30 protein-coding genes are annotated in these 26,649 nt (G+C 64.0%); 16 read left to right on the plus strand and 14 right to left on the minus strand.

From position 1 onward, the window contains the following. The first annotated feature begins 7 nt into the window (after positions 1-7). From IVA75_RS01545 to cynS, 4 genes are all read left to right on the plus strand, one after another. Positions 8-1,387, plus strand: a complete 1,380-nt coding sequence (locus IVA75_RS01545; protein ID WP_247287288.1) for a CmpA/NrtA family ABC transporter substrate-binding protein — start codon at positions 8-10, stop codon at positions 1,385-1,387. Between the two features lie 181 nt (positions 1,388-1,568). Continuing rightward, a complete protein-coding gene (gene ntrB, locus IVA75_RS01550; RefSeq protein ID WP_247287286.1) occupies positions 1,569-2,408 on the plus strand; it encodes a nitrate ABC transporter permease in 840 nt (279 codons plus the stop codon). A gap of 4 nt (positions 2,409-2,412) precedes the next feature. Next, on the plus strand, positions 2,413-3,345 hold the full coding sequence (locus IVA75_RS01555; RefSeq protein ID WP_247287285.1) for an ABC transporter ATP-binding protein: 933 nt from the start codon (positions 2,413-2,415) through the stop codon (positions 3,343-3,345). Between the two features lie 65 nt (positions 3,346-3,410). Beyond that, a complete protein-coding gene (cynS, locus tag IVA75_RS01560) occupies positions 3,411-3,893 on the plus strand; it encodes a cyanase (protein WP_051462744.1) in 483 nt (160 codons plus the stop codon). A gap of 55 nt (positions 3,894-3,948) precedes the next feature. Here cynS and IVA75_RS01565 read toward each other — a convergent pair whose 3' ends face one another. Next, positions 3,949-4,272 (minus strand): DUF1476 domain-containing protein, encoded by a 324-nt coding sequence (locus tag IVA75_RS01565; protein WP_247287284.1) that lies wholly within the window; start codon positions 4,270-4,272, stop codon positions 3,949-3,951. Positions 4,273-4,581: 309 nt separating this feature from the next. Between IVA75_RS01565 and purC the strand changes: the two genes are divergently transcribed. Both purC and purS read left to right on the plus strand, forming a co-directional pair. Next, positions 4,582-5,349, plus strand: a complete 768-nt coding sequence (gene purC / locus IVA75_RS01570; RefSeq protein ID WP_171944915.1) for a phosphoribosylaminoimidazolesuccinocarboxamide synthase — start codon at positions 4,582-4,584, stop codon at positions 5,347-5,349. A 12-nt stretch (positions 5,350-5,361) separates the two neighbouring features. Then, positions 5,362-5,604, plus strand: a complete 243-nt coding sequence (purS, locus tag IVA75_RS01575; protein ID WP_007602264.1) for a phosphoribosylformylglycinamidine synthase subunit PurS — start codon at positions 5,362-5,364, stop codon at positions 5,602-5,604. A 10-nt stretch (positions 5,605-5,614) separates the two neighbouring features. On the opposite strand, the gene IVA75_RS01580 is transcribed toward purS, so the two are convergent. Next, on the minus strand, positions 5,615-6,631 hold the full coding sequence (locus IVA75_RS01580; RefSeq protein WP_018455523.1) for a magnesium and cobalt transport protein CorA: 1,017 nt from the start codon (positions 6,629-6,631) through the stop codon (positions 5,615-5,617). A gap of 165 nt (positions 6,632-6,796) precedes the next feature. Between IVA75_RS01580 and purQ the strand changes: the two genes are divergently transcribed. Both purQ and IVA75_RS01590 read left to right on the plus strand, forming a co-directional pair. Beyond that, positions 6,797-7,498: a phosphoribosylformylglycinamidine synthase subunit PurQ gene (gene purQ, locus IVA75_RS01585; protein ID WP_247287283.1), complete on the plus strand. Its 702-nt coding sequence runs from the start codon at positions 6,797-6,799 to the stop codon at positions 7,496-7,498. Beyond that, positions 7,495-8,466: a tripartite tricarboxylate transporter substrate binding protein BugD gene (locus IVA75_RS01590; RefSeq protein ID WP_247287282.1), complete on the plus strand. Its 972-nt coding sequence runs from the start codon at positions 7,495-7,497 to the stop codon at positions 8,464-8,466. The genes purQ and IVA75_RS01590 overlap by 4 nt, the downstream gene beginning before the upstream one ends. Positions 8,467-8,469: 3 nt before the next feature. Here the strand turns inward: IVA75_RS01590 and IVA75_RS01595 are convergent, their stop codons facing one another. Both IVA75_RS01595 and IVA75_RS01600 read right to left on the minus strand, forming a co-directional pair. Next, positions 8,470-9,426, minus strand: a complete 957-nt coding sequence (locus tag IVA75_RS01595) for a DMT family transporter (protein ID WP_247287281.1) — start codon at positions 9,424-9,426, stop codon at positions 8,470-8,472. A 75-nt stretch (positions 9,427-9,501) separates the two neighbouring features. After that, positions 9,502-9,981: a PaaI family thioesterase gene (locus tag IVA75_RS01600; protein WP_247287280.1), complete on the minus strand. Its 480-nt coding sequence runs from the start codon at positions 9,979-9,981 to the stop codon at positions 9,502-9,504. A gap of 183 nt (positions 9,982-10,164) precedes the next feature. Between IVA75_RS01600 and purL the strand changes: the two genes are divergently transcribed. Then, the gene (purL, locus tag IVA75_RS01605) at positions 10,165-12,375 is read left to right on the plus strand and encodes a phosphoribosylformylglycinamidine synthase subunit PurL (protein WP_247287279.1); all 2,211 of its coding nucleotides are present in this window, start codon (positions 10,165-10,167) and stop codon (positions 12,373-12,375) included. Between the two features lie 124 nt (positions 12,376-12,499). Here purL and IVA75_RS01610 read toward each other — a convergent pair whose 3' ends face one another. Further along, positions 12,500-13,678 (minus strand): acyltransferase, encoded by a 1,179-nt coding sequence (locus IVA75_RS01610; protein ID WP_247287448.1) that lies wholly within the window; start codon positions 13,676-13,678, stop codon positions 12,500-12,502. A gap of 190 nt (positions 13,679-13,868) precedes the next feature. On the opposite strand from IVA75_RS01610, the gene IVA75_RS01615 reads away from it, so the two are divergent. Continuing rightward, positions 13,869-14,042 (plus strand): DUF1328 domain-containing protein, encoded by a 174-nt coding sequence (locus IVA75_RS01615; protein WP_007602280.1) that lies wholly within the window; start codon positions 13,869-13,871, stop codon positions 14,040-14,042. A 136-nt stretch (positions 14,043-14,178) separates the two neighbouring features. Here the strand turns inward: IVA75_RS01615 and IVA75_RS01620 are convergent, their stop codons facing one another. Continuing rightward, on the minus strand, positions 14,179-14,538 hold the full coding sequence (locus IVA75_RS01620) for a DUF427 domain-containing protein (protein ID WP_247287278.1): 360 nt from the start codon (positions 14,536-14,538) through the stop codon (positions 14,179-14,181). A gap of 211 nt (positions 14,539-14,749) precedes the next feature. On the opposite strand from IVA75_RS01620, the gene IVA75_RS01625 reads away from it, so the two are divergent. Then, complete coding sequence (locus tag IVA75_RS01625; RefSeq protein WP_007602284.1) at positions 14,750-14,986, plus strand: BolA family transcriptional regulator; 237 nt, start codon at positions 14,750-14,752, stop codon at positions 14,984-14,986. 24 nt (positions 14,987-15,010) lie between these two features. After that, positions 15,011-16,204 (plus strand): low temperature requirement protein A, encoded by a 1,194-nt coding sequence (locus IVA75_RS01630; protein WP_247287447.1) that lies wholly within the window; start codon positions 15,011-15,013, stop codon positions 16,202-16,204. Positions 16,205-16,229: 25 nt separating this feature from the next. Here IVA75_RS01630 and egtD read toward each other — a convergent pair whose 3' ends face one another. Together egtD and egtB are read right to left on the minus strand one after the other, a co-directional pair. Further along, complete coding sequence (gene egtD, locus IVA75_RS01635) at positions 16,230-17,201, minus strand: L-histidine N(alpha)-methyltransferase (RefSeq protein ID WP_247287276.1); 972 nt, start codon at positions 17,199-17,201, stop codon at positions 16,230-16,232. Between the two features lie 52 nt (positions 17,202-17,253). Continuing rightward, entirely contained in the window at positions 17,254-18,546 is a 1,293-nt protein-coding gene (gene egtB / locus IVA75_RS01640; protein ID WP_247287274.1) for an ergothioneine biosynthesis protein EgtB, read from the minus strand. Positions 18,547-18,786: 240 nt separating this feature from the next. Between egtB and grxD the strand changes: the two genes are divergently transcribed. The 4 genes from grxD to IVA75_RS01660 are packed head-to-tail and all read left to right on the plus strand — an operon-like array spanning position 18,787 to position 22,265. Next, on the plus strand, positions 18,787-19,113 hold the full coding sequence (grxD, locus tag IVA75_RS01645) for a Grx4 family monothiol glutaredoxin (protein WP_063995769.1): 327 nt from the start codon (positions 18,787-18,789) through the stop codon (positions 19,111-19,113). A gap of 3 nt (positions 19,114-19,116) precedes the next feature. Beyond that, a complete protein-coding gene (locus IVA75_RS01650) occupies positions 19,117-19,668 on the plus strand; it encodes an O-acetyl-ADP-ribose deacetylase (RefSeq protein ID WP_247287272.1) in 552 nt (183 codons plus the stop codon). A 46-nt stretch (positions 19,669-19,714) separates the two neighbouring features. After that, positions 19,715-21,001, plus strand: a complete 1,287-nt coding sequence (locus IVA75_RS01655; protein WP_247287270.1) for a serine hydrolase domain-containing protein — start codon at positions 19,715-19,717, stop codon at positions 20,999-21,001. A 1-nt stretch (position 21,002) separates the two neighbouring features. Next, on the plus strand, positions 21,003-22,265 hold the full coding sequence (locus IVA75_RS01660; RefSeq protein ID WP_247287268.1) for a serine hydrolase domain-containing protein: 1,263 nt from the start codon (positions 21,003-21,005) through the stop codon (positions 22,263-22,265). Here IVA75_RS01660 and IVA75_RS01665 read toward each other — a convergent pair whose 3' ends face one another. The 6 genes from IVA75_RS01665 to IVA75_RS01690 form a co-directional block, all read right to left on the minus strand. After that, a complete protein-coding gene (locus IVA75_RS01665) occupies positions 22,266-23,333 on the minus strand; it encodes a threonine aldolase family protein (RefSeq protein ID WP_027567675.1) in 1,068 nt (355 codons plus the stop codon). A gap of 63 nt (positions 23,334-23,396) precedes the next feature. After that, the gene (locus IVA75_RS01670; protein WP_245287780.1) at positions 23,397-23,612 is read right to left on the minus strand and encodes a hypothetical protein; all 216 of its coding nucleotides are present in this window, start codon (positions 23,610-23,612) and stop codon (positions 23,397-23,399) included. A 62-nt stretch (positions 23,613-23,674) separates the two neighbouring features. Then, positions 23,675-24,292, minus strand: coding sequence for a 30S ribosomal protein S4 (gene rpsD, locus IVA75_RS01675; protein WP_007602315.1), 618 nt, complete (start codon positions 24,290-24,292; stop codon positions 23,675-23,677). A 197-nt stretch (positions 24,293-24,489) separates the two neighbouring features. Beyond that, positions 24,490-25,257 carry an acyltransferase gene (locus IVA75_RS01680; RefSeq protein WP_027567677.1) on the minus strand — a complete coding sequence of 256 codons (768 nt, stop codon included), beginning with the start codon at positions 25,255-25,257 and terminating at the stop codon, positions 24,490-24,492. Between the two features lie 104 nt (positions 25,258-25,361). Further along, a complete protein-coding gene (locus tag IVA75_RS01685) occupies positions 25,362-25,745 on the minus strand; it encodes a cupin domain-containing protein (protein WP_027518835.1) in 384 nt (127 codons plus the stop codon). 98 nt (positions 25,746-25,843) lie between these two features. Next, the gene (locus IVA75_RS01690) at positions 25,844-26,617 is read right to left on the minus strand and encodes an aldolase/citrate lyase family protein (RefSeq protein ID WP_247287266.1); all 774 of its coding nucleotides are present in this window, start codon (positions 26,615-26,617) and stop codon (positions 25,844-25,846) included. Positions 26,618-26,649 lie beyond the last annotated feature (32 nt).

Here is a 26,649-nt window from a genome sequence, read left to right on the forward strand (position 1 = left end):
AGGTCCGATGTCCACTTTCGACAATCCGTTTGATCCCGATCGCAACCTGCGAGCCGGCTGTGCCTGTGGTCAGCATCAATCCGCGGCGGAGCATGAGCAGGCCACCGCGTTGCGCTGTGATCCCGTCGAGAGCGAAGAGAAGCGCTACGAGGGCGTCGTCGCCTCTGCCGTGATGCGCGCGATGTTTCCGCAGGATGTGGCGCGGCGCGCGTTTTTGAAATCGGTCGGTGCGTCCACCGCGCTGGCCGCGCTGTCGCAGTTCTTCCCGCTTCAGACCGCCACCGAAGTCTTTGCGCAGGCCGGCGCGCCGGAAAAGAAGGACCTCAAGGTCGGCTTCATCCCGATCACCTGCGCCACGCCGATCATCATGGCGGCGCCGCTGGGCTTCTATGCCAAGCACGGCCTCAACGTCGACGTAGTCAAGACCGCCGGCTGGGCCGTGATCCGCGACAAGACCATCAACAAGGAATACGACGCCGCGCACATGCTGGCGCCGATGCCGCTCGCGATTTCGCTTGGCTTAGGTGCCAACGCCATTCCGTTCGCCGTGCCCGCGATCGAGAACATCAACGGGCAGGGCATCGTGCTGGCGAGCAAGCACAAGGACAAGCGCGACCCGAAGGACTGGAAGGGCATGAAATTCGCCATCCCCTTCGACTATTCCATGCACAATTATCTGCTGCGCTACTATCTCGCCGAACACGGGATCGACCCCGACACCGACGTGCAGCTGCGTTCGGTACCGCCGCCGGAAATGGTGGCAAACCTGCGCGCCGACAACATCGACGGTTTCCTCGCGCCCGACAACATCTGCCAGCGCGCGATCTATGACGGCGTCGGCTTCATGCATCTTTTGTCCAAGGAAATCTGGGACGGCCATCCCTGCTGCAGCTTCGCCGCCAGCCGCGAGTTCATCACCACGGCGCCGAACAGCTTTGCCGCGCTGACGCGCGCGATCGTCGATGCCACGGCCTATGCGTCGAAGGCGGAGAATCGCAAGCAGATCGCCGAGGCGATCGCGCCGGCGAACTACATCAACGCGCCGGTCACGGTACTGGAACAGGTCTTGACCGGCACCTATGCCGACGGCCTCGGCGGCGTGAAGACGGATAAAAAGCGCGTCGATTTCGACCCGTTCCCCTGGCAGTCCTTTGCGGTGTGGATGCTGACGCAGATGAAGCGCTGGGGCCAGATCAAGGGCGATGTCGACTACAAGGCGGTCGCCGAGCAGGTGTATCTCGCCACCGACACCAGGAAGCTGATGACGGAGATGGGCCTGGCGCCGCCAGCCAGCAGCTACAAATCGTTCGCCGTGATGGGAAAGACTTTCGATCCGGCCAAGCCCGAGGATTATCTGGCGGGCTTCAAGATCAGGAAGGCGTCGTGATGGGCCGCGATGTGCCTCCGGTGTCGTCCCGGCCTAGTGCGCGCTGCGCACGGGGGCCGGGACCCATAACCCCAGGGTGGAGTTTGGCGAAGACACGTTGTTCGGTAGCACGACCTTTCGACTCCGCTAGATCACGCGGTATGGGTCCCGGCCTTCGCCGGGACGACGGGGGGAGAGGGAGATGACATCCTCTCTCCGTCTCCGCGCCGGCCTCGTCTCGATCGTGCTGCTCGTCGCGTTCCTCGGCGTCTGGCATCTCGCCGTCCGCTCGACGGCACCGGTGGCCACGATGAGCCCGGAATACGCCAAGCTGATGGGCCTGACCGCGACGCAGGGCAAATCAGCCATGCCCGGGCCGTTCGATGTCGGCGCAAAACTCTGGGAGCATGTGAGGAGGCCGTTCTACGACAACGGGCCGAACGACAAGGGGCTCGGCATCCAGCTCGGCTACTCGATCGCGCGCGTCGGCACCGGCTATCTGCTCGCCGTGCTGGTCGCCATCCCGCTCGGCTTCCTGATCGGCATGTCGCCGCTGCTCAGCCAGGCGCTCGATCCCTTCATCCAGCTGCTGAAGCCGATCTCGCCGCTGGCGTGGATGCCGCTCGCGCTCTACACCATCAAGGATTCCTCGATCTCCGCGATCTTCGTCATCTTCATCTGCTCGATCTGGCCGATGCTGCTCAATACCGTGTTCGGGGTCGCGAGCGTACGCAAGGAATGGATCAACGTCGCGCGAACGCTCGAGGTCGGAACGATCAGGCGCGCCTTCACCGTGATCCTGCCGGCGGCGGCTCCGACGATCCTGACCGGCATGCGCATTTCGATCGGCATCGCCTGGCTCGTGATCGTCGCGGCAGAAATGCTCGTCGGAGGCACCGGCATCGGCTATTTCGTCTGGAACGAGTGGAACAACCTCTCGATCACCAACGTGATCATCGCGATCCTGCTGATCGGGATCGTCGGCATGCTGCTCGACCAGATCCTCGCGCGCTTCACGCGCATGGTCACGTTTCCGGAGTAGGACCGTGACCGAAAAATTCATCTCGATCGAAGCCATCGCAAAGCGCTATCCGGGCGCAGGCGGCGCGACAACGGCGGTCTTCGAGAATCTCTGGCTGTCGATGGCGCGCGGCGAGTTCTGCTGCGTGATCGGCCATTCCGGCTGCGGCAAGACCACGGTGCTCAACATCCTCGCCGGCCTCGATGCGCCGAGCGAGGGCGCGGTGATCGTCGACGCGCAGGCCATTTCAGGGACGAGCCTCGATCGCGCCGTGATCTTCCAGAGCCATGCGCTGCTGCCCTGGCGCACCGTGCTCGGTAACGTTGCCTACGCCGTCAGCTCGAAATGGCGGAGCTGGGATCGCGCCAGGGTGAAGGCGCATGCGCAGAAATTTATCGATCTCGTCGGCCTGACGGGGTCGGAACACAAGCGACCTTCCGAGCTTTCCGGCGGCATGAAGCAGCGCGTGGGCATCGCGCGTGCGCTGTCGATCACGCCAAAGATGATGCTGATGGACGAGCCGTTCTCGGCACTCGATGCGCTGACGCGCGGCACGCTGCAGGACGAGGTGCGGCGCATCTGTCTGGAGACCGGGCAGACCGCGTTCATGATCACCCATGACGTCGACGAGGCGATCTATCTCGCCGACAAGATCTTCCTGATGACCAACGGTCCCGGCGCGGTGCTGGCCGAGGTCGTCGAGAACCCGCTGCCGCGGGATCGCGGCCGCACCGATTTGCACCGCCATCCGCAGTACTACGCGCTGCGCAACCACATCGTTGATTTCCTGGTAACGCGCAGCAAGACTTTCACGGCCGAGACGCCCGGTCACGATCCGCGGAATGTGCCGGTGGTGCATATCGGCAAGCCCGGACTGACGATCGCGTCTGACGCCAAGTCGGAACCACTCAACGAGACGTCATGGCCGGGCTTGGCCCGGCCATCCACGTCTTCCTGATACAGCCAAGAACGTGGATGCCCGGGACAAGGCCCGGGCATGACGACAACCAAGGAGACCTTGACATGAAACGCGAAGACCTCACCGAGAAGCTCCTCGACATCAAGCGCGAGAAGGGCTGGAGCTGGAAACACATCTGCGAAAAGATCGGCGGCTATTCCGAGGTGCTGATAACAGGCGCGATCCTCGGCCAAATGAAACTGACCAAGCCGCAGGCCGCAAACGCCGCTGAACTTTTCGGCCTGACGAAGGCCGAGACCGCGATGCTGAACGAGACGCCGATGCGCGGCATGCCGATGCCGCCGACCGATCCCTTGATCTATCGTTTCTACGAGCTGGTCATGGTCAACGGTCCGGCGTGGAAGGCGCTGATCGAGGAGGAGTACGGCGACGGCATCATGTCGGCGATCGATTTCGACATGGTGATGGAGCGCCTGCCCAACCCGAAGGGCGACCGCGTCAAGATCACCATGAGCGGCAAATTCCTGCCGTACAAATATTACGGCGCCAGCGGCAACGTGCCGGAATACGGGTTCAAGGAGGGATAGCTGGTTGGCATTCCGGGGGCGCGTCGCGGACGTGGCCCCGGAATGATGCTTCGCCTTAATTCCCGGCTTTCACCTCGGCCGCCGCCACCGCGATCAGCTCGTTCATCTTGGCGCGAATCACCTGTTCGGTGACGGCGACGTTCTTGGCGGCGAAATCGGCCATGACCTTGCGCAGGACGTCGGCGTCACCGGCTTCCTCGAAATCGGCCGCGACCACCTCCTTGGCATAGGCCGTGGCGGCATCGCCGGTGATGCCGAGCTTTTCGGCCGCCCACAGACCGAGCAGCCGGTTGCGGCGGGCTTCCGCCTTGAATTTCTGCTCCTCGTCGAGGGCGAACTTCTTCTCGAAGCCTTCCTCGCGCTTGTCCAACGTGCTCATGCCTTTTCCAATTCCCTGCTGACTGGACCCGGCTGGCCCTCGTTGCGAGAGCCCCGGTGCATGCCTAGATAGGGGGCACGAATCGGCAAAACAACGGGCCGTTAAGCCGCAGGCAAGACGGTATAAGTTTGATGCCGGACGGCCGGATCGATTGTGCTGGGACGGCCAATCGGATAGGTTGCCTAAGGCTGGGTTCCCGTTCTGTTTCCAGGGGTTCCGGGCCGTTCACGGCAGCTCCGCTGTGGGTCGTAGTCTCGTCAACCGGAGCACACCAGATACATGGATTTCAACAAAACACGGTACATCCCCATGAGCCGTCGGCGTCGCATTTATGAAGGCAAGGCAAAGGTTCTTTACGAAGGCCCGGAGCCCGGTACCCTGATCCAGCACTTCAAGGATGACGCCACCGCGTTCAATGCGAAAAAGCATCAGGTGATCGAGGGCAAGGGTGTCCTCAACAACCGGATCTCGGAGTACCTGTTTCAGCACCTCAATGACATCGGGGTGCCGACCCATTTCATCCGCCGCCTCAACATGCGCGAGCAGTTGATTCGCGAAGTCGAGATCGTGCCGCTGGAAGTGGTGGTGCGGAACGTTGCCGCCGGTTCCCTGTCGCAGCGCCTCGGCATCGAGGAGGGCACGCAGCTGCCCCGCTCGATCATCGAGTTCTACTATAAGAACGACCAGCTCAACGACCCCATGGTGTCGGAAGAGCACATCACCGCTTTCGGGTGGGCGACACCGCAGGAGATCGACGACATCATGGCGCTTGCCATCCGTGTCAACGACTTCCTCACCGGTCTCTTCCTCGGCATCGGCATCCGCCTCGTCGACTTCAAGATGGAGTGCGGCCGGCTGTTCGAAAACGACATGATGCGGATCATCGTCGCCGACGAGATCTCGCCGGATAGCTGCCGTCTGTGGGACATCAAGTCGAACGAGAAGCTCGACAAGGACCGTTTCCGCAGGGATCTCGGTGGGCTGCTCGAGGCCTATACCGAAGTCGCCAAGCGTCTCGGCATTCTCATGGAGAACGAGCGTCCGGCCGGTTCCGGCCCGGTGCTGGTGAAGAGCTAAGAGGGATCTGACGTGAAGGCACGTGTCACCGTTACGTTGAAAACGGGCATCCTCGATCCGCAGGGTAAGGCGATCGAGGGTGCGTTGAAGTCGCTCGGCGTCGACGGCGTCGCCAGCGTTCGCCAAGGCAAGGTGTTCGACATCGAGCTCGCCGGCGCGGACAAGGCCAAGGCAGAGGCGGCGTTGAAGGACGCCGCCGACAAGCTGCTGGCGAACACCGTGATCGAGAATTATCGGGTCGAGCTGATCGGGTGAACGGGATGGCTCACAGCCATCCGACCCGACGAAAACGCCAGTACAGCGCGCCGCAGGCCGTCAGCATCACGCCGAGCAGCGTGTAATAGCCGTACTCCCAGTCCAGCTCCGGCATGTGCTTGAAGTTCATGCCGTAGATGCCTGCAAGCGCGGTCGGGATCGCGATGATCGCGAGCCAGGAGGCAAGTTTCTTGGAGACCGCCGTCTCCTGGGCCTGGCCGACCAGCAGGCTTGCTTCGAAGGCGAAGGCCAGCACCTCGCGCATTGAATCGATCCGCTCCTGGATGTTCCTGACGTGGTCGGTGACGTCGCGGAACAGCGGCTGCATCGTAGCGCGCACCATCGCCAGTTCGTCATGCTCGAGCCGGCGGCAGACCTCCACCAGCGGTCCGATGGCAGTCCTGAGCCGCAAGAGGTCGCGGCGCAGCATGTACAGCCGCTCGATCTGCGCCTTGCTGATCGCCTTGGAGAGCACGTCGTCCTCGATGCTCTCGACCTCTTCGTGAATGCTCTCGAGCACGGGCGAGTAGTTGTCGACGATGAAATCGAGGATGGCGTAGAGGATGTAGTCCTCGCCGCGCGCGAGCGCGCGCGGGCAGCTTTCGCAGCGTTCGCGCACCGGCGTGTAGGACGTCGACGCGCCGTGGCGCACCGAGACCAGATAGCCTTCGCCGACGAAGATGTGCGTCTCGCCGAAGGCGATCCGGCCCTCGATCAGTTGCGCCGTGCGCGCCACGATGAACAGGGCCTCGCCATATTGCTCGATCTTCGGTCGCTGATGGGCGTGGTTGGCGTCCTCGATGGCGAGCTCGTGCAGGTCGAACTGCTTCTGCACCGCGCTGAGCAGCGCCATGTCGGGCTCGTGCAGCCCGATCCAGACCACGTGGCCGGGTTTCGCCCGCCAGCTCGAAGCCTCGCTGATGGCGATATTGGCGACGCGCCGGCCGTCGACATAGGCACCGGCGGCGATGACGCCCTCGGTGGACACCGGCTCGGAGAGGGATGCGGGCAGCGAGGGGACATTCATGGCTTTAATCCCGGGCGAATCGATCGGCCGAATGGCGGGCTATGGCCTGTGCACAACGCTCGCGGGCAAGGCTAGCACTGGTAAAATCCCCGTCAAATGGTTATGTCTGCTGCCGATTTGGCAGACGTGCCAGCCCCATTTTAATCCTCGTTCGGAACCTCCGCCATGAAAGCCGCCATCCTCGTCTTTCCCGGAATCAACCGCGAGCGCGACATGGCGCGTGCCTTGAGGCTGATCTCGGGCAGCGAGCCCGCGATGGTCTGGCATGCCGAGACGTCGCTACCTGATGGCACCGACCTCGTGGTCGTGCCCGGCGGGTTCTCCTACGGCGATTATCTGCGCTGCGGCGCGATTGCGGCGCGGGCGCCGGTGATGGACGCGGTGCGCGACTATGCGGCCAGGGGCGGCCTCGTGCTCGGCGTCTGCAACGGCTTTCAGATCCTCTGCGAATCCGGCCTCTTGCCCGGCGTCCTGATGCGCAATGCGCGGCTGAAATTCATCTGCCACGACGTGCATCTCCGCGTCGAGCGCTCCGACACGCCGTTTACCCGCGGCTACAATGCAGGCCAGGTGATCCGTGTGCCCATCGCGCATGGCGAGGGCAATTATGCGGCGGACGCGGAGACCATCAAGCGGCTCGAAGGCGAGGGTCGCGTGCTTTACCGCTATTGCTCGGCCGACGGCGCGATCGACGATATCAGCAACATCAATGGCGCCGCGCAATCCATTGCCGGCATCGTCAACGACAAGGGCAACGTGCTCGGCATGATGCCGCATCCGGAAAACCACGTCGAAGACATCATGGGCTGCACCGACGGCCGCGGCCTGTTCGCCGGCCTCACCGCGCATCTGGAAAAGGCCGCGTGATTGCGTTCGTGCTGAAGCGGCTGCCGGCCGCTGTCGCTGTCGCTGCATTCGCGACGGCCGCGTTCGCGCAGGACTTCCCCAAGCGTCCCGTCACCATGATCGTGCCGTTCGCGGCCGGCGGCACGTCCGACGTGATCGCGCGCACCGTTGCCGAGCAGATGGGCATCGCGCTCGGCCAGACCATCGTGATCGAGAACGTCGCCGGCGCCGGCGGCTCGACCGCACTGGCGCGCGCCTCCCGCGCCGAGCCCGACGGCTACACCATTGCGATCGGCAATGCCGGCACCAACGCCGCGACGTATACCATCTATCCCAAACTGCCGTTCACGCCGGACTCCTTCGTACCGATCGCCATGGTGGCGAAGACGTTCGGCATCATCGCCGTGCGCAAGGATTTTCCGGCGAAAGACCTGAAAGAGTTCATCGCCTACGCCAAGGCCAATCCGGGCAAGATCAATCTCGGCCATGCCGGCGTCGGCTCTTCGAACTACCTGATCTGCAAGAGCTTCGTCACGGCCGCCGGCATCGATGCGACGCTGGTCGGCTATCGCGGCGCCGCGCCCGCGCTCACCGATGCGATCGGCGGCCAGATCGACGGCGTCTGCGATGCGGCAGCCTCCGTGTCGCAGTCGATCAACGAGAAGCTGGCGCGCGGGCTCGTGGTCGGCTCGACCGTGCGGCTCGCGACATTGCCGGACCTGCCGACGTCGGCCGAAGCCGGCCTGCCCGAATTCGAGGCGCAGGGCTGGAACGGCTTGTTCGCGCCCAAGGGGACCCCGCCGGCGGTCATCGCCAGGCTGAATACAGCTGCACGCACGGCGGTCGAAACCGACGCGGTGAAGAAGCGGTTCGCCGACCTCTCGACCGTGGCACCCGATGCCGACGAGCACACGCCCGAGGTGCTGCAAAAGCTTGTGACTCGCGACGTCGAGAAGTACCGCAAGATGCTGGCTGACGACGCCAAGTAATAGCTAGCGTCGTTTCAGCCGCTCCGTCGGCACCGTCATCGCGGCAACGCCCGCCATGACCAGCACAAGGCCCAGCACCAGGTTCGACGGCACGCTCTCGCCGAGCAGCAGCACGGAGAGGCCGACGCCGATCGGGATGCGCAAATAGCCTTGCGCGTTCGTCGTCAGCGTGCCGAGCCGTCCCAGGCACATGTAGAACAGCATCAGCCCCAAGGCGCTGGAGACGATCCCCATGATGATGGTGGCTATGATCGCCGTCGGCGTCGGGTGCAGCGTCCAGGGCTGGTCGATGATCAGCGAAGGCGGCAGCAGCACCAGCCCGCCGAACAGCAGCGAACCGGCCGCCACCACCATCGGGTCGTATTCGGACAGCCGCAGGCCGAAGATCGTGGCACAGGCAAAGGAGATGGTGGCGAGCAGGATGGCGATCTCCGCCACGATCTCGCTACCGAAGCCGCGCAGCGCATCGAGGCCGACGATGACGATGGTGCCGGCAAGGCCGAGGAGCGCGCCCAAGAGCTTCAGCAGCGTTGCCGGCTCGTGGCGCGTGATCAACGAGGTGATCAGGAAGGCGAAGATCGGCGTGGTCGAGGCCAGCACCACCGTGTTCGAGGCCGGCACATAGAGCTGCGACCACGTGATGATCAGGAACGGGAAGGTCGAGTTGATCAATTGCTGGACCGCGAACAGCTTCCAGGCCTTCGCATCGGTCGGGATCCTGACGCCGCGCATCCACAGGATCGCGAACAGGAAGGCGGCCGCGATCAGCGAGCGCGCCGAGATGAAGGTCACGGGCGGAATCGTGTCCAGCGCGAGCTTGGCCAGCGGATAGGTTGAGCTCCAGCAGCAGGCGAGCGCGACCAGCAGCGCATAGTCGCGCCAGTTGCGCGCGCCTGTGGCGGGCATGGACGCCAATTGCGAGGCCGTGGCGCGAGCCGTCGGCGGTGTGCTCTGCGGCACCTTGATATTGCTCCCCGGCGCGACAGCGCTGGACACAAGTCTGGGCGAGGGGACGCCAAAAGGGAAGGCGGCGAGCTATGCGTTTGGCTGCGGTGCCGGCTTCCGCTTCACCCGCTTGATCGTGCCGGAGAAGGTGAACAGCGGCCGCCCGCCCGATGTCAGCTTGCCGCGCAGGAAGATCAGCGAGCCGCCGGCGCGGGAGACCTCGCCGACGCATTCGATCAGCTCGCCTTCGCGCGCCGCGTCGAGGAAGTCGCAGGCGAAATTGGTGGTCACCGCCGGCCCATCCAGTTCGTGGGTGGCGATCGCGAACAGGCAGTAGTCGGCAAACGCCATGAAGCAGCCGCCATGGACGTTTCCGGAGCCGTTGAGGTGCTTTTTCTCGACCCGGAACGCCGAGCGGACGCTGCCGTCGTCCTCGATCTTGTGCCAGAACGGGCCGATATGGCTCTCAAAACTGTCGCGAATCCAGGTTCGCCAGCCCTGGAATTCCCCGTCGGTGGCGACGTGGAGGTCGGGGCGGCGAGGCGGGGGCGGTTTGGTCAATTCGTGCAAGGGAATGGGCCTTCAATTGCGGGTCGTTTGCCCTTAAATCCGATCTGTCCGCGCTGTGCAATTCCTGTTCCCGCAGCCCCCGGCCGCAAAACGTGGGACAGCGGGAAAATGCGCCATAAAGGGCTTTTCCAAGCCGTCCGATGTTCCTAAGAACGGCCCACCGCCGTCGAAAGCCTCGAATCCATGAAGAATGAACCCAAGATCACCCCCGAGCTGATTGCCGCCCACGGGCTCAAGCCCGACGAGTATGAGCGCATTCTGAAGCTGATCGGGCGGGAGCCGACCTTCACCGAGCTCGGCATCTTCTCGGCGATGTGGAACGAGCACTGCTCGTACAAATCCTCGCGCCTCCATCTGAAGGGTCTGCCGACCAAGGCGCCCTGGGTGATCCAGGGTCCTGGCGAGAACGCCGGCGTGATCGACATTGGCGACGGCCAGGCCGTGGTCTTCAAGATGGAGAGCCACAACCACCCGAGCTACATCGAGCCGTACCAGGGCGCCACCACCGGCGTCGGCGGCATCTTGCGCGACGTCTTCACCATGGGCGCGCGTCCGATCGCCTGCCTCAACGCGCTGAGTTTTGGCGCGCCCGAACATGCCAGAACCAGGCATCTCGTCTCCGGCGTCGTCGCCGGGGTCGGCGGCTACGGCAACTCCTTCGGCGTTCCGACGGTCGGTGGCCAGGTCCGTTTCCACACCCGCTATGACGGCAACATTCTCGTCAATGCGATGGCGGTCGGCCTCGCCGATACCGACAAGATCTTCTATGCGGCCGCCTCCGGCGTGAATATGCCGATCGTCTATTTGGGCTCCAAGACCGGCCGCGACGGCATCCACGGCGCCTCGATGGCTTCGGCCGAGTTCGACGACAAGTCCGAAGAGAAGCGTCCGACCGTGCAGGTCGGCGATCCCTTCGCCGAAAAGCTGCTGTTAGAGGCTTGTCTCGAGATCATGGAGAAGGGCTGCGTCATCGCGATCCAGGACATGGGCGCGGCTGGCCTGACCTGCTCGGCGGTCGAGATGGGCGCCAAGGGCGACCTCGGCGTCGACCTCGATCTCGACTCTGTGCCGACGCGCGAGATCGGCATGAGCGCCTACGAAATGATGCTCTCGGAGAGCCAGGAGCGCATGCTCATGGTGCTCAAGCCCGAGAAGGAGAAAGAGGCCGAGGCGATCTTCAAGAAGTGGGGCCTTGATTTCGCCGTGGTCGGCTACACCACGCCGAGCAAGCGCTTTGTGGTCAAGCATGGCGGCGACGTCATGGCCGATTTGCCGATCAAGGAGCTCGGCGACGAGGCGCCGCTCTATGACCGCCCGCATGTCCCTTCCGCCGCTTTGCCGGTCGTGCATGCGCGCGAAGTGGCGGCCCCGATGGGGCTCGGTGCCGCGCTCGAAAAGCTGATCGGCACGCCCGACATGTGCAGCAAGCGCTGGGTCTGGGAGCAGTACGACCACGTCATTCTCGGCAACACCATGCAGCGTCCCGGCGGCGATGCCGCCGTGGTCCGCGTGCAGGACGGCCCGAAGGGCTTGGCGCTGACCGTCGACGTGACGCCGCGTTATTGCGAGGCCGATCCCTATCAGGGCGGCATGCAGGCCGTGGCGGAAGCCTGGCGCAACATCACTGCGGTCGGCGGCAAGCCGCTCGCGATCACCGACAATCTCAATTTCGGCAACCCCGAGCGGCCCGAGATCATGGGCCAGTTCGTCGGCTGCCTGAAGGGCATCTCGGAAGCCTGCCGCATGCTCGACTTCCCGGTCGTGTCCGGCAACGTCTCGCTCTACAACGAGACCAACGGCCGCGCGATCCTGCCGACGCCCTCGATCGGCGGCGTCGGTTTGCTCGACGACTTCACCAAGTCAGCCTCGCTCGCGTTCAAGGCCGAAGGCGAGGCGATCCTCCTGGTCGGCGACACCCACGGCTGGCTCGGCCAGTCGGTTTACCTGCGCGACATCTGCGGTCGCGAGGAGGGCGCGCCGCCGCCGGTCGATCTCGCCGCCGAGAAGCGCAACGGCGACTGCGTGCGCGGTATGATCCATGCGGGCACCGCGACCGCCGTGCACGATCTCTCCGACGGCGGCCTGCTGATCGCTCTTGCCGAGATGGCGATGGCGAGCGGCATCGGCGCCAAACTGCTCGCGGCGCCAACCTCGTTGGTGCCTCAGGCCTATTGGTTCGGCGAGGACCAGGCGCGCTATCTCGTCATCGTGCCTGAAACCGAGGCCGGCCGCGTGCTCGCCAAGATGCGCGGCTGCGAGGTGCCCTGCGTGCGGATCGGCACCACCGGCGGCGACGCGATCGCGATCGCGGGCGAGGCGCCTGTGACGATAGAGGCGCTGCGGACCTCGTTCGAGCGCTGGCTGCCGGAGTATATGGGCGGCAAGGCGGCGTAGGACGCGCTTCCGCAAACTCCGTCATTGCGAGCGCAGCGAAGCAATCCAGAGCCTCACCGCCGAGGCACTCTGGATTGCTTCGTCGCAAGAGCTCCTCGCAATGACGAATGGAAAGAGCTCGGCCTCACAACACGTGCGAGGCCCCCGGAATTTTCCGTAAGCCCGCCGTCAGTCCCCAGCTCAGGATCACCGTGAGCACGAAGCCGATCGCGGCTTTCACGATCGCAGGCCAGCTGTAATCGAACAGCGCGTACTGAATCCACAGCGCGATCGGGTAGTGCACCAGGAAGATGCCGTAGGCATCCGCCTGCATGCGGTCGAGCAGGTTCGGTCCCGGCGACTTCTGGTGCAGGAAGAAGGCGAGGATCGCGAGCAGGATCGAGCCTGAGAACAGCACGAAGAACGTGCCGTAGATCGCCTGGTACCAGTGCGGCTGTGGGTCGGGATTACCGAGAACTTCGCGCTTGATGTAGATCATGACCCACATCAGGCAGTAGGGGATCAGCGTGGCGATCACCCACAGCCAGCGCTGTTTCGGCAACTGGCCGCCGGCGCTGAGGATGCCGCGCTCGAAATTCGCGGCTCCAACGCTGACGCCGATGAAGAAATACGCGAAGTAGAGCAGGATGCGGCTGGCCTGCACCGAGAACGGCCCAAGCTCGAACCATTTGCTGCCGCCGAAATAGAGCAGCGCCGGCACGTAGGCGATTGTCGTGACGACGACGAGCAGCAGCCAGAATACGGCCGGCTGGTCGAATCCGCGCAGCGACACGCGGTTGCCCGGATCGACCAGATGCGCGGAGACCCGGTAGAGCAGGCTTGCGGTCAGGTCGAATGCCAGCAGCACCCACACGAACCAGATCGGGCCGCTCGGCCACGGGCCAACCGTGATCGTCTTCCACCAGAATGCGGTGAAGCTCAGCCCGGGATCGTGCCGCAGCGCGATCGCGTAATAGGCGAGCGGGATGACGGTGAACGCCGCGATCGCGAACGGCAGTCCGAGCCGCAACAGGCGGTCGCGGAGAAAGACCGACGGCGCCTTGCGCGCGATGCCGGGCCAGGTGAACAGTCCCGACAGAAAGAAGAACATCGCCATGAAGAAGCTGTCGGTGGCCAGCACGACCACGTCGAAACCGGCCCAGGACGCCGGATCGGTGTGCCCGAAATAGGTGTAGGGAATGACGGCGTGGTGCAGCAGCACCACCAGCGTGAGGAAGGTGCGGGCGCGATCGAGCGACAGATTGCGCGCCTTGGCCTTCGGCGCCGCATGCGCCTCTGCTCCGATCGTCGCTGAATGTGACATCGTCATCGTGGCCGCCCCGGTCGCGCTTTCCGTCCCAGCGGGACTTTGCCGCCGGGAACCGGATTCAGCAAGGGTCGTTTGGGACGCCCGCAGGGCCCGCTGCCGCTAGGAACCAGTTCCCTGCGACGCAGTTAGCGTTCGCCAAAAGGGCTTGAGGGCCGCGACAGGCGGTACAATTTCGGAGCTGGCGATGACGATCCTGAAATGGGCGCTGATCTTCTTACTTGTCTCGATCGTGGCCGGCGTGCTCGGCTTCACCGGCATCTCGGCCGCCTCCGCCGACATCGCCCGCTTCCTGTTCTATGTGTTCGTCGCGATTTTCCTGGTGCTGCTGATCCTGGGGCTCACGATCTTCAGGGCGTAGCGGGGCTCGCGTCGGCATTCCCAGTCGTCGTGCCCGGGCTTGCCCCGGGCATGCATCCACGTTTTTTGTATCCGCGGCAGCCAAGGGCGTGGGTGGCCGGGACGAGCCCGGCCATGACGGCAGGCCCTATGTGGGCTTACCCCACTTCCTCGATCTTCACCTTGTCCGGGTAGAAGGCGAGATGACCGGAAATCTCGGTCATCGCGGGGAAGGGCGCCTCATAGGTCCAGATCGCGTTGTCCAGCGTCTTGCCGTCGGCCTTGACGCTGTAGTAGCTCGCATCTCCCTTGTAGGGGCAGTGGGTGACGCGGTCGGTGCGCTCCAGCAGCGCCATGTTGGCGTCCTGTCGCGGCACATATTGCACCGCCGGATATTTCGCCTCTTTCAGCGTCAGCGCCTTGATGGTCTCGGCGATCACGATATCGCCAGCCGTGACCCGGACGCGCCGGGGATTTGGGGTGATGGTGATGGGGTGGTCGGGCCCTGGAAGCTTCATGATTTCACGCCTTTTTGGATCACTCTGCCGCGCGCGGCACTTTGTCGTGGCTTTATCCAGATCGGATCACCGATATAGTGCCGGAAGGCGTGACGTAGAAGGCCGTTCACGCTAAGTTTGGCCCCGCCGGCAAGTTTGGCTTTGCAGATCCGGACCCCGGCAGCGATTCGACGACAAGGCTGATTGCAGCCGACACAGGAGCACGACCCGAATGCCTATGGACGCCCACGATATCGAGGCGATGATCAAGGCGGCGATCCCCGATGCCGAGGTGACCATCCGTGACCTCGCCGGGGACGGCGATCACTATGCCGCGACCGTGATCTCGGAGACCTTCCGCGGCAAGTCCCGCGTCCAGCAGCACCAGATCGTCTATCAGTCCCTGCGCGGCCAGATGGGCGGCGTGCTGCATGCGCTGGCGCTGCAAACCGGGGTGCCGGGCGCCTGATCCGATCGTGACGGGGGCATGACGATGGCTGCGGACAATCCTCGCGGCGCGATGTTTCGCGTCATCCTGCCGAACCAGCACAGCCGCGTCACCAATGCCGAGCTGTTCTTCGACCTGGTCTTCGTTTTCGCGATCACGCAGGTCTCGCACACACTGCTGCACCATTTCACGCCACTCGGTGCGATGCACGTCGCGGTGCTGTTTCTCGCGGTATGGTGGGTGTGGGTCTACACCGCCTGGGTCACCAACTGGCTCGATCCTGAACTGACGCCGGTCCGCATCCTGATCTTCCTGATGATGCTGGGTGGCCTCGTGCTGTCCACGACGATTCCGACCGCGTTCGAGGGGCGGGGCCTGTGGTTTGCGATCGCCTACGCAACGATGCAGGTCGGGCGCACCGCCTTCTGGATGTTTGCGACTCCGCGCCACCGAACGGCGGTCCGGCACAATGCGATCCGCATCCTGACATGGCTCTCGGTTTCCGCGATCTTCTGGATCCTCGGCGGCCTCGCCCATGACGAGGTGCGGCTATGGTTCTGGATCGTGGCGCTGACGATCGAATACATCTCGCCGGCAGTGCGCTTCTGGGTGCCGAAGCTGGGCTTCTCGTCGGTCGAGGCCTGGGCCGTCGAAGGCGGCCACATGGCCGAGCGCTGCTCGCTCTTCGTCATCATCGCGCTTGGCGAGGCCGTCGTCGTCAACGGCGCCACCTTTGCCGAGCTGGACTGGACCGCGGACAACATTTTGGCCTTCGTCTCCGCGCTGGTCGGCAGCATTGCGATGTGGTGGGTCTATTTCCACAAGGGCGCCGAGGCCGGCGCCGAGCGCATCTCGAAATCCGCCGAATCCGGCCGGTTGGCGCGGCTCGCCTACACCTATCTGCACATGCCGATCGTCGCCGGCATCATCCTGACCGCGGTCTCCGACGAGCTGGTGCTGAAGCATCCGGTCAGCCATTCCGATATCAGGATCATCGTGAGCACGATCGGCGGTCCCTTGCTGTTCCTGGTCGGCACCATCCTGTTCAAGCATGCGATCCGCGGCTTCCTCCAGCTCTCGCACGGTATCGGCATCATTCTGCTTCTGGCGCTGTCGTGGTTCGCCGCCGAACTGTCCCCGCTATGGCTGTCGGTCGCCGCGACGGTGATCATGATCGTCGTTGCGGTGTGGGAGTCGGTCTCGCTGGGATCGACGCCGGAACAAGCCGAGGAGCATTGAGCCGGCGCCATTGGCGCCGGAGCGCTTACTCTGCCGCCTCCAGCGCATGCACCGAGAACATCTTCGCGGCATCCGTCCAGCTCTCGCGCACCCGCCAGCCTGCGCCCTGCGCCAGCGCGCCGAAGCGCTCGATGCTGTATTTGTAGCTGTTCTCGGTGTGGATGCTCTCGCCCGCGCGGAACGAAAAGCTGGTGCCGAGCAGGCGCACGGTCTGGCTCTTCTTGCTGATCAGGTGCATCTCGATGCGGTGCCGCTCGCGATTGTAGATCGCGCGATGGGTGAAGGCGGAGAGATCGAAATTTCCGCCGAGTTCGCGATTGATCCGCACCAGCACATTGAGGTTGAAGCGCGCGGTGACACCGGCGGCATCGTTATAGGCGTCGTGGAGCAGGCGCTCCTCCTTCTCGAGGTCGGCGCCGATGATCATCTGCGCGCCGCGGCCCAGAATAGCGCGTGCGCTCTTCAGGAAGGCCTGCGCTTCATGCGGCTCGAAATTGCCGATGGTCGAGCCCGGGAAGAACCCGACCTTGGGCATGGTCGCCACTGCCTCGGGCAGCTCGAACGGCGTGGTGAAGTCGGCCGCCACCGGGTAGATGCCGAGTGACGGAAAATCCCGCTTCAGGCCGTTCGCCTGCGCCGTCAGGAAGTCGCCGGAGATGTCGACGGGCACATAGGCCGCGAACTTGCAGTGGTTGAGCAGCAGGCGAACCTTTGTGGTCGCGCCCGCGCCGAATTCGACGAGCGCCGCGTGCTCCGGAATGATCTTTGCGATCTCGCTGCCACGCTCCTTCAGGATCGCCAGCTCCGTGCGCGTCGGGTAATATTCCGGCAGCCGTGTGATCGCTTCGAACAATTCCGATCCGGCCGCATCGTAGAAATATTTCGGCGACAGCTTTTTGGGCTGCTGCGAGAGGTCCTCGATGGCCTCGCGCGCAAAAGCGGTGGTTTGTTCGTCGGGAAGATGGGCTTCGGCCAAAGCGCTGGCGTGCACATTCATGATACTCTCCTGAACGCGCTGTCCGGCGCGCATTTGTCGTCGGATGAGAATTTTACTCGTAGTCGGCCAGCCGCAGTCCCGTGAATTGCCACCGGTGGTGCGGATAAAAGAAGTTACGATAGGTGATACGGCTGTGCCCCTCCGGGGTTGCAAGCGAGGAGCCGCGCAGCACCAGCTGGTTGACCATGAACTTGCCGTTGTATTCGCCGAGCGCGCCTTCGATGGCGCGGTAGCCGGGGTACGGCGAGTAGGACGATCGCGTCCACTGCCAGACGATGCCGAACGCATCGTTGAGCTGGCCCGCGCGGGCCGCGACCTCCCATTCCATCTCGGTGGGCAGATGTTTTCCGGCCCAGCGCGCAAAGGCGTCAGCCTCATAATAGCTGACGTGGCAAACGGGCGCGTCGGGATCGACCGGCTTGAGGCCGGCCAGCGTCATGACATGCCACTGGCCGTCGATCTCGCGCCAATGGCCGGGGGCGTCCCAGCCCTCGTTGTTCACGGTCGCAAAACCGTCCATCAGCCACAGCGTTGCGGTCCGGTAGCCACCGTCGCGCATGAAAGCGAGCCATTCGCCATTGGTGACGAGATTGCGTGCGAGCTTGACCGGGCCGACGAGGGCGCGATGCGCCGGCTTCTCGTTGTCGAAATGAAAACTCTCGTCGACATGACCGACGGTGTGGATGCCTTCGTTCAGCGTCAGCCAATCCTCGCTGGCCGGCGTTGCGGCCGGGAAGCGCCAGTCCGGATCATAGGCCGGCGGGATCGGGTTCTGCGCGAAGGCGTGCAGGATGTCGGTGAACATCAATTCCTGATGCTGCTGCTCGTGGTTGAGGCCGACCTCGACCAGCGGCGCGATCTCGCGAAGCTTGTCCTCGCCGGCGTCGCGGAAGAATGTCACGACGGCAGCGTCGACATGTTTTCGATAGGCGCCGACCTGATCGGCGCTCGGACGGGTGATATCGCCGCGGTGATTGCGGGAATGGCGTGGGCCGGCGCTGACGTAATAGGAATTGAACAGGAAGGCGAAGTCAGGGTGAAAGGGCAGGTAGCCCGCACAGTGCTCGCCGAGCACGAATTGCTCCCAGAACCAGGTGGTGTGCGCCCGGTGCCATTTCGTCGGGCTCGCGTCCGGCATGGACTGGATCTGCTGATCCTCCGGCGACAGCGGTGCGGCCCGGCGCTCGGTCTCGTCGCGGACGTTGAGAAACGCGTCTTCCAGTCTCTGGGCAAGGCCGCCCAAATCGGCCGACGGTGACAGAGCGGGGGCCGTAGCGGAGGCTTGTTTCGTCACGTTTTTCTCCAGACAGGACAAGAGAACGTTGTTGGCGTTGTCGGGTTCCAAAACGCCGGGTTCGTCCTAGATAGGGGCTCCGCGACGGTATGAAAGTCCTCCCCGGCTATGATATTCGTGCCATCATGCAATGGGCCGCTGCTGCCGAGAGCGGTCCGCCCAGGGGCCGCTCGCCGCCATTTTACTTTGGATGCACAACGGTTTGGGCTACATATATAGGCAGGGATCGGGTTAAATCGGCTGAGCCAGCCCGAAGCGATTGGAGTGGCTCCGCCCCAGAAGGACACGGATATGAGCATCGAGGAATTCATCGCCAACGAAGTGAAGTCGAACGACGTGGTTCTGTTCATGAAGGGCACACCGCAATTTCCGCAGTGCGGCTTCTCCGGCCAGGTCGTCCAGATTCTCGACCACATCGGCGTCGGCTATAAGGGCCTCAACGTTCTCGAATCCGCCGAACTGCGCAACGGCATCAAGGACTTTTCGAACTGGCCGACCATCCCGCAGCTCTATGTGAAGGGCGAGTTCGTCGGCGGCTGCGACATTGTCCGCGAGATGTTCCAGGCCGGTGAATTGCAGCAGCTCTTCTCCGAAAAGGGCGTCGCTGTCGCGGCCTGATAGGTGACCCAGCTAACGCGCCGGATCGGCGGCGCGGAGCTCAAGGTCATCGTCGCTGACATCACCACGCTGAGCGTTGACGCCATCGTCAACGCGGCCAACACGTCGCTGCTGGGTGGCGGCGGCGTCGATGGGGCGATCCATCGGGCGGCCGGGCCCGAGCTTCTGGCCGAGTGTCGGAAGCTCGGAGGATGCCCGACCGGCGATGCCAAGATCACGAAGGGTTACCTTCTCCCTGCACCCCATGTGATCCATGCGGTCGGCCCGGTCTGGCACGGCGGCACTCGCGGTGAGGCGCAGGTGCTGGGCTCATGCTATCGCCGTGCGCTTGAGCTCTGCGGGGCCAATCGGCTGACCTCCGTGGCGTTCTCCGCGATTTCGACCGGGGTTTACGGCTTTCCGGCCGACCAGGCGGCGAAGATTGCGGTCCATGCGACCATTGAAGCCCTTCCCGCCGCGCCGCTGGTCGTCGACGTCATATTTTGTTGTTTCTCGGAAAAGAGCGCGACTCTGCACGCGGACGTTTTGGCGCGGTACGGCGGCCCTTGTGCCTGATGACCCGGTCGGTACACTCCGACGGGCCATGTTCCGGGGAGGGGATATGATTTTACAGTCTGGACTGCGCGCGCTGGTCTGCGCCGCGCTTGTGTCGTTGGGTACGATGTCGCTTGCGCGGGCGGAGGGCACCTACGAGATTCCGGCCGGCGCGCATTTCAATCCGGACAAGCTCGCAAGGATCACCGAGTTCTTCAAGAACGAGGTCGCGACCGGCAAGATCGCAGGGGCAAACGTCCTCATCAAGCAACATGGCAAGCCGGTCTACCACGAAGTCTTCGGCGTGCAGGACGCGCTCAGTAAGGCGCCGATCACGGACAAGACGATCTTCCGCCTGTTCTCGATGAGCAAGGCGATCACCTCCGTCGTCGCAGTGAAGTTGATCGAGGAAGGTACGATCAAGCTCGACGATCCCGTCTCGAAATACATTCCGTCCTTCGCCAATGTGAAAGTCGGCGTCGAGAAGAAGGCCGAGGACGGCACCAAGTCGCTTGAGCTCGTGCCGCCGAGCCGGCCGATGACGGTGCACGATTTGATGACGCACACTTCGGGCGTCACCTACGGCTTCTATGGCGACAGCCTGGTCCGCAAGGCCTATCGCGATGCCAACATCTATGCCGGCGATTTCGACCTCGCGGAGTTCGCCGAGCGCATCGCAAAACTTCCGCTGCACAACCAGCCGGGCGCGCTGTGGCAATACGGCCATTCCACCGACATCCTGGCGCGGGTCATGGAAGTGGCGGCCGGCAAGCCGCTCATCGAGATCGAGCGGGAGAAGCTGCTCGACCCGGTCGGCATGGTCGATACCGGCTTCTTCGTCACCGATCCCGAGAAGCAGAAGCTGCTGGCGCAGCCGGTGCCGAACGACAGCGATTTCCGGGTCGGGCGGATCAACGATCCGACGGTGATCAAGAAGATCCAGTTCGCCAGCGGCGGTATGGTGACGACCATGGCCGATTATGAACGCTTTACGCAGATGCTGCTCAAGGGCGGCAGTCTCAACGGCAAGACGATTCTCAAGCCCGAGACGTTCAAGCTGATGGTGACCGACCAGATCGGCCCCAAGTCGGGCGTCGATCGCGATTATTTCTATTTCCCCGGCGATGGTTTCGGCTTCGGTCTTGGACTTGCGGTGCGTACCGACCCCGGCAACGCAAAACCGCCGCCGCCCGGCGATCTCGGCGAATTAAAATGGGACGGCGCCTCCGGCTGTTATTTCGTGATCGATCCCAAGCAGGACATGTTCTTCGTGCTGCTGGAGCAGACCCCGACCGAGCGCCAGCGCGTGCAGCGAACATTGAAGCAGCTGGTTTATGAAGCGATGGAGAACTGACATGTTCGGGCGCCGCGCATTGATCGCGGCGCTCGTCCTTCTCGCCGGCGGCATCGTTACGAAGGCAGGCTCGGAGAGACCTGCGGCCCGCACGCTCTCGCCTGCGGGGCTGGCGAAGGTTTCCGATTACATCCGCAACGAGGTCGCCACCGGCAAGATTCCCGGCGCCATCCTGCTGCTTCAGCAGCACGGCAAGCCGGTGTATTACCAGGATTTCGGCGTCCGCGACGTCGCGACCGAGTTATCAATGAGCGCGGACACGATCTTCCGCCTCTACTCGATGTCGAAGCCGGTCACCTCAGTCATGGCGATGATGCTGGTCGAGGAGGGCAAGCTGTCGCTCGACGATCCCGTCTCGCAATACATTCCGGCCTTCGCCGGCATGAAGGTCGGCATCGAGAAGAAGGCCGAGGACGGCAAAGTCGCGCTGTCGCTGGAGCCGCTGGAGCGACCCATCACGATCAAGGATCTGCTGCGCCACACCTCGGGGCTGCCTTACGGCTATTACGGCGGCGGTATGGTGCGCGAGCTCTACGCGGACGCCAATCTCTTCAACAGCAATCTGACCAACGCCGAATTCGCCGCCAAGATCGCCACGCTGCCGCTGGTCGAGCAGCCCGGCACGGTGTGGGACTATGGCTATTCCACCGACGTGCTCGGCCGCGTCATCGAAATCATCGCGGGAAAGACGCTGCTGCAGTTCGAGAAGGAGCGGCTGCTTGATCCGCTCGGCATGACCGAGACGGCCTTCTTCGTCGCCGATCCCGCCAAATTCCCGCGCATCGCCGAGCCGATGCCGGGGGATCGCAAAATCAATCCGACGACGCAGGTCCGCGACATCAGGCGGCCCGCGACATGGGAATCGGGCGGCGGCGGTATGGTCGGCACGGTCGGCGACTACGCCCGTTTCGCCCAGATGCTGCTCAACGGCGGCACTTATGACGGCCGGCGCTATCTCAAACCGGAGACCATCGCGCTGATGGCCTCGGATCATATCGGGCCGGAGACGAAGATCGCGCGCGACCAGAACTATTATCCGGGCGGGTCTTCCGGCTTCGGTCTCGGCTTCGCCGTGCGCACCTCGGTGCCCCCTGGAACAACGTGGCCGCTCGGCGAATATCGCTGGGACGGCGTCGGCGGCACGTTCTTCTTCATCGATCCCGAGGACGATCTGTTCGGGATCTTCATGGTGCAGACTCCGACGCAGCGCGGCCGGATTCAGCTGGCGCTGAAGACGTTGATCTACCAGGCGATTGGGCGGTGATTACGCTCCGCGCACGATCTCGCGGATATATCCGATCGTCTCCTCGACCTGGCTCGCATTGACGTCGAGATGCGTGCAGGCGCGGATGCGGCCGTCCATCATCGCAAGCGTCACGCCGCGCTGGCGCAGCGCCGCAACCATCTTGTCGCCGGGAATGCCGGCGCCATCGGGCTTGAAGAACACCAGATTGGTCTCGGGCTCCTGCACCTCGACGCCTGCGATCTGCGACAGTCCGCGGGCGAGCGCGCGCGCATTGGCGTGATCGTCGGCGAGCCGCTCGACATGATGGTCGAGCGCGTAGATGCAAGCCGCCGCGCAGATTCCGGCCTGTCGCATCGAGCCGCCGAGCCGCTGCTTCCACTGCCAGACCGCATCGATGAAGGCGCGCGAGCCCGCCAGCACGCCGCCGATCGGCGCGCCCAAGCCCTTCGAGAAGTCGATCCAGGCCGAATCCCAGCCCGCGGTCATGTCGCGCGGGGAGATGCCGCTCGCGACAGTGGCGTTGAGCAGGCGCGCGCCGTCCATGTGGGTGACGAGGCCATGTTGTTTCGCGATCGCGACGATCTCGTCGAGCGCGGCCTTCTTCCAGACCGTACCGCCGCCGATATTGGCGGTCTGCTCGACGCTGACCACCGTCTGTGGCGGTTGGTAGCGCGTGCGCGGATGCAGCGCTCTGCGAAAGGTCTCCGGCGTGAACTGGCCGTCGGGTCCCTTCAGCTGCGTGACCTGGAAGCCGCCGATCGCGGCATGCGCGCCGCCTTCGCGCGCGATGATATGGGCGCTCTCATGGGCGAGGATCTCGTCGCCGGGGTGGCAATGCACCAGCGTTGCGGTGACGTTGCACATCGTGCCTGACGGCATGTACACGGCGGCTTCCTTGCCGAGCAGCTCGGCGACGCGCTCGCACAGCGCATTCACGGTCGGATCGTCGCCGACCTGCTCGTCGCCGACCTCCGCCCGCGCCATCGCCTCGCGCATTGCGGGTGTCGGCTTTGTCTGCGTGTCAGAGAGCAGATTGATGCGCACTGGCGGCGCTTTGGGATCGATCGGGGGAGGGGTGTAGAGCATGGCTGGTCTCATTCTCTAGTCGAACAATGGCAACGTGTTGCGTGCGTGTCCCAATGACCTGAACTAGCCACGAGAACGTTGAGCGACGCGCTGGCGCGCGGCGAGCAGGATGTCGTCTGGCGTGTCGGCAGCGAAGATATTGCAATCGGGCTGAGCGAACAGCCCCTGATATCGGCAGATCTGCTCGTCGCGGGAGAGGGCCTCCCACGCTCCGAGCGCCGCTTCAGTCGGCGTTGCCGAAGGATGAGTGTTGGCGAGCTGGTCGGCCGTGCGAGACATCAATGCATGCTAACAAACAAAAAGGCCCCGGAAAACCGGGGCCTTTGTCGATGCTGCAATTATCAGCGCGAATAGAATTCGACGACCAGATGCGGCTCCATCTGCACCGGGAACGGCACGTCGGAGAGGTGCGGGATGCGAATGTATTTCGCGGTCATCTTGCCGTGGTCGACTTCGAGATAGTCGGGGGTGTCACGCTCGGAGAGCTGGCTGGCTTCGAGGACGTGAGCGAGCTGCTTGGAGGATTCCTTGACCTCGATCACATCGCCGAGCTTGACCAGATAGCTCGAGATGTTGACCTTGCGGCCGTTCACCTTGACGTGGCCGTGGTTGATGAACTGGCGCGCGGCGAAGATCGTCGAGACGAACTTGGCGCGGTACACGACGGCGTCGAGACGGCGCTCGAGCAGGCCGATCAGGTTCTCGCCGGTATCACCCTTGAGACGGCTGGCCTCGACATAGATGCTGTGGAACTGACGCTCGGAGATGTTGGCGTAATAGCCCTTCAGCTTCTGCTTGGCGCGCAGCTGCACGCCGAAGTCGGAGAGCTTGCCCTTGCGGCGCTGGCCGTGCTGGCCGGGGCCGTATTCGCGGCGGTTCACGGGGCTCTTCGGGCGGCCCCAGATGTTCTGGCCCATACGGCGATCGAGTTTGTACTTCGCCTCACTGCGCTTAGTCATCGCGTCCTCTTCAGGTACTTGGTTTGAGGAAACGCGCCCTCCTGTGTGACGGGCTAGCCCGGCACTGACAGGTCCGATCCCCAAAGCTTAAGGGACAGGACCACGGGTCGCGAAACGCTTCGCGGGCCGAAATCGGCCCGCGAGCAAGCGGCTTTTAGGGGGATTTGGGGCTCGCTGTCAATGCGAATGGCCCGGACTCACGTCCCGACCGCGCGGATCGGCTTCGACCCGGCCGCCCGCAATTCGGCAGCGATTTCAGTGTTCAGGACCTGTTCCAGCCGGGTCAGGACCCGGGCGATCGGGGCGGCGTCGGTGACCCGGTGATCCCAGCGGATCACGACATGGATGGTCTGCGCAGGCCCGACCATCCCATAGCTGACGATGAAGGGGCCGGGCGTGATCGGGTGAAGCTCGCCGCCACCATAGGCGGCCACCGAGCTCACCGCGAAGCTGCCGAACCAGTTGCCGCGCTGCCGGCCGAAATTCAGTCCTATCGCCCAGGACAGCCGCCGCAGCGGCAGCGGCAGACGGGTCACCCGCATGATCTTGCGGAACATGGGAATTTCGTCGATCGGGGCGGTCTTGGCGCGCCGGATCTCGGCGTCGACCTCAGCCAGGGTCATGGCCTCGGGAGCCACGATTCGCTGCGGGATCACGCATTCCTCGCCGCCTTCGACCCGGGCAATGGCCACCGACGCCACGCTCTTCGGCAACTCGTAGAGCGACGGCCAGGGCCATTTGGCATAGACGGTACGCAGGACCGGCTCGTCCCTGGCGACCAGGGCAAAAGCCTTGACGAACATGGCCGCCCAGCCGGCTGGCGCCATCGCGCCCGCGCGGGCCTCCAGCAAGGGGCCGATATCGAGCGAACGGGACAGGGACACGAAGGGCACGCCCATCGAGGCTTGCATGAGGTCGATAATCAGGCGACGCGGCAGCGAAATGGTCTTGGGCGTCCCGCGCATCGCTCTTTGGTTTCCCCTGATTAAAGTTTGTGCAGCGAGCGGGTTCCCGCTCGCCGCCTGCTCTAGCACGAACCAACCCGCATGGGGCCGGTCGGTTCGCCGCATCAGGGCGCCGGCGAGGCCAGCGGCTTGGTCTTGTCGACGACGTAAACCCCAAGCACTTTCATAGCCTTGTCGCCGTGGGCTTTGGCGTCATGCACGACGCCTGCCGGGATCTGGTAGGAATCGCCGGCTTTCAGCGTCTTTTCCGGCTGCCCGTCGATGAGGAGATTGAGTTCGCCTTCGAGCACGTAGCCGGTCTCGATGCCCGGATGGGTATGGCGTCCCGCCGCGCCGCCCGCCGGGACCTCCGCGATGGCCGTGATGGTGTTGTAGCCATCGGGAAATTCGACCTTCTGGAGCGGGGTGCGCTTGATGCCGGGCTGCTGGGCGAAGGCCGCAACAGCGAGGCCGGTGAACGCGAGAGCGAGCAAAGTCTTTTTGAGCATGGTTTTTCCTCCCTGGAACGACCGACCCTAGCAGCGCGGTGGTTCCCGGCAAGACTCTCGGCAAAACTCTCGGCAAAACTCCCGGCAAAGGCTCAAGGCTAGCGCTTGATCCCCTCGAACGCTGCCATGATGCCGCGCTGGAACAGGGACCAGTCAAAGCCGAGCGCGATCGCGCGGTAGCCGCGATCGACCAGGGCATTGGCCTGGTCCGCGGTACGCGCCACGCCGCCGATCGGTACGCCGCTCCTGAGGATGCCGGCCTCGGCCCGGGCCACCAGCTCCAGCAATTCCGGATCGTCCATCTGGCCGCGCTTGTTGATGGAGGTGGCGAGATCGCCGGGGCCGATCACAGCGACGTCGATGCCGGGCGTGGCCATGATCTCGTCGATTCGGTTGACGGCCTCGACGTGCTCGATGGTGATCATGCAGATCATCTCGTCGTCGGAGCTGGCCATGTAGTCCGGCATCGACTGGCCCCAGCGAAATGGCGCATGGAACGGACCCCAGAGCCGATCGCCGCGTGGTGGATAGCGCACGCTGCGCACCGCTTTCTCGGCCTCCGCGCGATTGGTGATCATCGGGAAATTGATGCCGAAGGCGCCGATGTCCATCGGTGCCTTCGCAAGCCACGGTTCGTTCGCCGCGATCCGCACCAGCGGCGTGCACGGTGTGCCGGTCGTGGCCGCGATCATCGCATGTGCTTCGGTCAGTCCAATCGGCCCATGCTCGAGATCGACGATGATCCAGTCGAGTGAGCGCGCCATGATCTGCACGGTCTGCACGCTCGGGATCGTCGCGATCGCGCCGAAGGCGGGACGACCCTCGCGCCAGAGCTGGCGGAGACGGTTGAGCGGCGTGGTCGGGACGGACATGGGAAGAACCTGCAGGAAACGACGAGGGCGGA

It is taken from the genome of Bradyrhizobium sp. 134 (assembly GCF_023074155.1).
In the GTDB taxonomy this organism is placed as follows: Bacteria; Pseudomonadota; Alphaproteobacteria; order Rhizobiales; family Xanthobacteraceae; genus Bradyrhizobium.

Bases quoted from the DNA above. Each gene is read 5' to 3' on its own strand.
- IVA75_RS01545 (WP_247287288.1), top strand. From the start codon at position 8: ATGTCCACTTTCGACAATCCGTTTGATCCCGATCGCAACCTGCGAGCC.
- ntrB (WP_247287286.1), top strand. From the start codon at position 1,569: ATGACATCCTCTCTCCGTCTCCGCGCCGGCCTCGTCTCGATCGTGCTG.
- cynS (WP_051462744.1), top strand. From the start codon at position 3,411: ATGAAACGCGAAGACCTCACCGAGAAGCTCCTCGACATCAAGCGCGAG.
- IVA75_RS01565 (WP_247287284.1), bottom strand. From the start codon at position 4,272: ATGAGCACGTTGGACAAGCGCGAGGAAGGCTTCGAGAAGAAGTTCGCC.
- purC (WP_171944915.1), top strand. From the start codon at position 4,582: ATGAGCCGTCGGCGTCGCATTTATGAAGGCAAGGCAAAGGTTCTTTAC.
- IVA75_RS01580 (WP_018455523.1), bottom strand. From the start codon at position 6,631: ATGAATGTCCCCTCGCTGCCCGCATCCCTCTCCGAGCCGGTGTCCACC.
- purQ (WP_247287283.1), top strand. From the start codon at position 6,797: ATGAAAGCCGCCATCCTCGTCTTTCCCGGAATCAACCGCGAGCGCGAC.
- purL (WP_247287279.1), top strand. From the start codon at position 10,165: ATGAAGAATGAACCCAAGATCACCCCCGAGCTGATTGCCGCCCACGGG.
- IVA75_RS01610 (WP_247287448.1), bottom strand. From the start codon at position 13,678: ATGTCACATTCAGCGACGATCGGAGCAGAGGCGCATGCGGCGCCGAAG.
- IVA75_RS01615 (WP_007602280.1), top strand. From the start codon at position 13,869: ATGACGATCCTGAAATGGGCGCTGATCTTCTTACTTGTCTCGATCGTG.
- IVA75_RS01620 (WP_247287278.1), bottom strand. From the start codon at position 14,538: ATGAAGCTTCCAGGGCCCGACCACCCCATCACCATCACCCCAAATCCC.
- IVA75_RS01625 (WP_007602284.1), top strand. From the start codon at position 14,750: ATGCCTATGGACGCCCACGATATCGAGGCGATGATCAAGGCGGCGATC.
- IVA75_RS01630 (WP_247287447.1), top strand. From the start codon at position 15,011: ATGGCTGCGGACAATCCTCGCGGCGCGATGTTTCGCGTCATCCTGCCG.
- egtD (WP_247287276.1), bottom strand. From the start codon at position 17,201: ATGAATGTGCACGCCAGCGCTTTGGCCGAAGCCCATCTTCCCGACGAA.
- grxD (WP_063995769.1), top strand. From the start codon at position 18,787: ATGAGCATCGAGGAATTCATCGCCAACGAAGTGAAGTCGAACGACGTG.
- IVA75_RS01655 (WP_247287270.1), top strand. From the start codon at position 19,715: ATGATTTTACAGTCTGGACTGCGCGCGCTGGTCTGCGCCGCGCTTGTG.
- IVA75_RS01660 (WP_247287268.1), top strand. From the start codon at position 21,003: ATGTTCGGGCGCCGCGCATTGATCGCGGCGCTCGTCCTTCTCGCCGGC.
- IVA75_RS01665 (WP_027567675.1), bottom strand. From the start codon at position 23,333: ATGCTCTACACCCCTCCCCCGATCGATCCCAAAGCGCCGCCAGTGCGC.
- IVA75_RS01670 (WP_245287780.1), bottom strand. From the start codon at position 23,612: ATGTCTCGCACGGCCGACCAGCTCGCCAACACTCATCCTTCGGCAACG.
- rpsD (WP_007602315.1), bottom strand. From the start codon at position 24,292: ATGACTAAGCGCAGTGAGGCGAAGTACAAACTCGATCGCCGTATGGGC.
- IVA75_RS01680 (WP_027567677.1), bottom strand. From the start codon at position 25,257: ATGCGCGGGACGCCCAAGACCATTTCGCTGCCGCGTCGCCTGATTATC.
- IVA75_RS01685 (WP_027518835.1), bottom strand. From the start codon at position 25,745: ATGCTCAAAAAGACTTTGCTCGCTCTCGCGTTCACCGGCCTCGCTGTT.
- IVA75_RS01690 (WP_247287266.1), bottom strand. From the start codon at position 26,617: ATGTCCGTCCCGACCACGCCGCTCAACCGTCTCCGCCAGCTCTGGCGC.